The organism is Streptomyces sp. NPDC005374 (genome assembly GCF_042872225.1).
In the GTDB taxonomy this organism is placed as follows: Bacteria; Actinomycetota; Actinomycetes; order Streptomycetales; family Streptomycetaceae; genus Streptomyces.
The window spans coordinates 1-1,751 of record NZ_JBIAKA010000046.1; the positions used below are offsets into that span (position 1 = coordinate 1).

General features: G+C 65.6%; 1 pseudogene. It reads right to left on the reverse strand.

Annotated elements, in window-relative coordinates:
* A pseudogene (locus ACFYRX_RS46745) lies at positions 1 to 1,687 on the reverse strand (ISAzo13 family transposase); the annotation flags it as partial.
* Positions 1,688 to 1,751 lie beyond the last annotated feature (64 nt).

The window sequence follows — 1,751 nt, forward strand, 5'->3', positions numbered from 1 at the left end:
CCCGGGGCCCGCATTTCAATAACTGTCAGCGACCGGTTTCCGCAGGGGTTGTTCGGGCGTGGAGCTGTTCTATTGTGCGGGCGGGCGATCCGGGTATCGGCGTGACGAGGATCCGGTGCAGGTCCAGGAGCCGTTTTCCGTCCTGGTACTGGATGGACAGGTTGGTTCGGTTGACGCCCAGTAGTTGGGCCAGGAAGGTCATGGTCACCGCTCTGCGGCGGCGCAGGATGGCTGCCAGGAGCCGGTGGGTGTGGTCCACGCTGCTGGTCTGTGGGTGTCGGTAGCTGCGTGGGCGGTGGAAGCGTCGCTGGAATGCCGCCTCGGCCATGGCGTCCCAGAAAGGTTCCGAGACCGCCACCAGATACTCGAAGGCGGTTCGCGTCATGCCGGTCAGGGCTGGATCGGTGAGCATCATGGTCAGGGCCGGGTCGGTCTGGCGAGCGGTTGCTGGCGCGTCAGGCGTTCGTGATGGTTCGGGAGACAGGGTGTAGTTCCAGTCACCGTGGAAGGCGTTGGGTGTGATCGGAAGAGCGTGGAACTCGGCGGGTGTGACGCTGACGCCGAGGTCGTAGCTGCCGGTGTCCAGTTCGGCCCCGATGGTTAGGCCGGTCTTGGTTGTTGTGGCGGCGATGGTCTCGAGGACGACCTGGTAGCTGGTCAGCGGTCGTCCCCGCCAGTTCGCGGTGATGTGGCAGAACATCCTGTGCTCTATCTTGTTCCACTTCGAAGTCCCGGGAGGTAGGTGACAGACCGTGATCTCCAGGCCGCTCTCTCGTGCGAAGGCAGCCAGGTTGCTTTTCCAGGTCCAGCGGCGGGGGTCGTTGGAGCCGCCGGAGTCAGCGGTGATCAGGAGCCGGCCTGCATTCGGGTGGTCCGTCCGTCCGCGGTGCTGCCACCAGCGGCGGATTGACTCCACCGCGAACTGGGCGGTGTCGTGGTCGGTTCCGACGTTGACCCAGCCAGTGTTGTTGGCGATGTCGTAGATCCCGTAGGGGATCGCCATGGGCTGGTCGTTGGTGGTGAACGTGTGGCAGTCCACCTTGATCGCATTCTTGCCCGGCCGCCAAGTGCGACCGGGCCGGTCACGGTTGCCGAGCCATTCCTTGGCCTTGGTGTCGACACTGATCACCGGCTGGGCGTCGTCGAGGAACTCGGTAGCGGTGGCATTGAGGTGGGTGAACTGGGCATCGCGGTCCGGATGGCTGATGCCCTCTGTCGTTTTTGCGGTTCCCTGCAGGCTGTAGCCCAGGGTGTGCAGCAGGTGTCCGACGGTTGAAGCGCTGATCGGGTGGCCCTGCGCGGTGAGGGTCGAGGCCAGGGCCCGTAACGACAACGTGGTCCACCGCAGCGGGGAGACGGGGTCGCCTCGGGTGTGTGGCTCGATCAGCGACTCCAGCGCGGGCAGCAGACCGGAGTCGGTGTCTGTCAGCCGCTTGCGGCCGGCGCCTGGAGCCCGAACCCGTCGGGTCGGTGAGGAACAACCGGCCAACTCGGCGATACCTCGGGCGATGGTGGCAGTGCTGGTGCCGGAGGCGGCGGCGACCCGGACGATCCCGCCGTGGCCGAGGGCCATCGCCTCACTGGCCAGGTACAACCGACGGCGACGCTCATCGAAGTGCGGCAGGATCTGCTCGAACTTAGTCCACAGAGCACGGGTGGCAGCGCGGCCTGGCAGACGCGGGGTCATATCTCAGATTCCCACCAACGCCCCTCTACCGAGCACTTATTGAAATACGAGCCCCCGCGGTGCC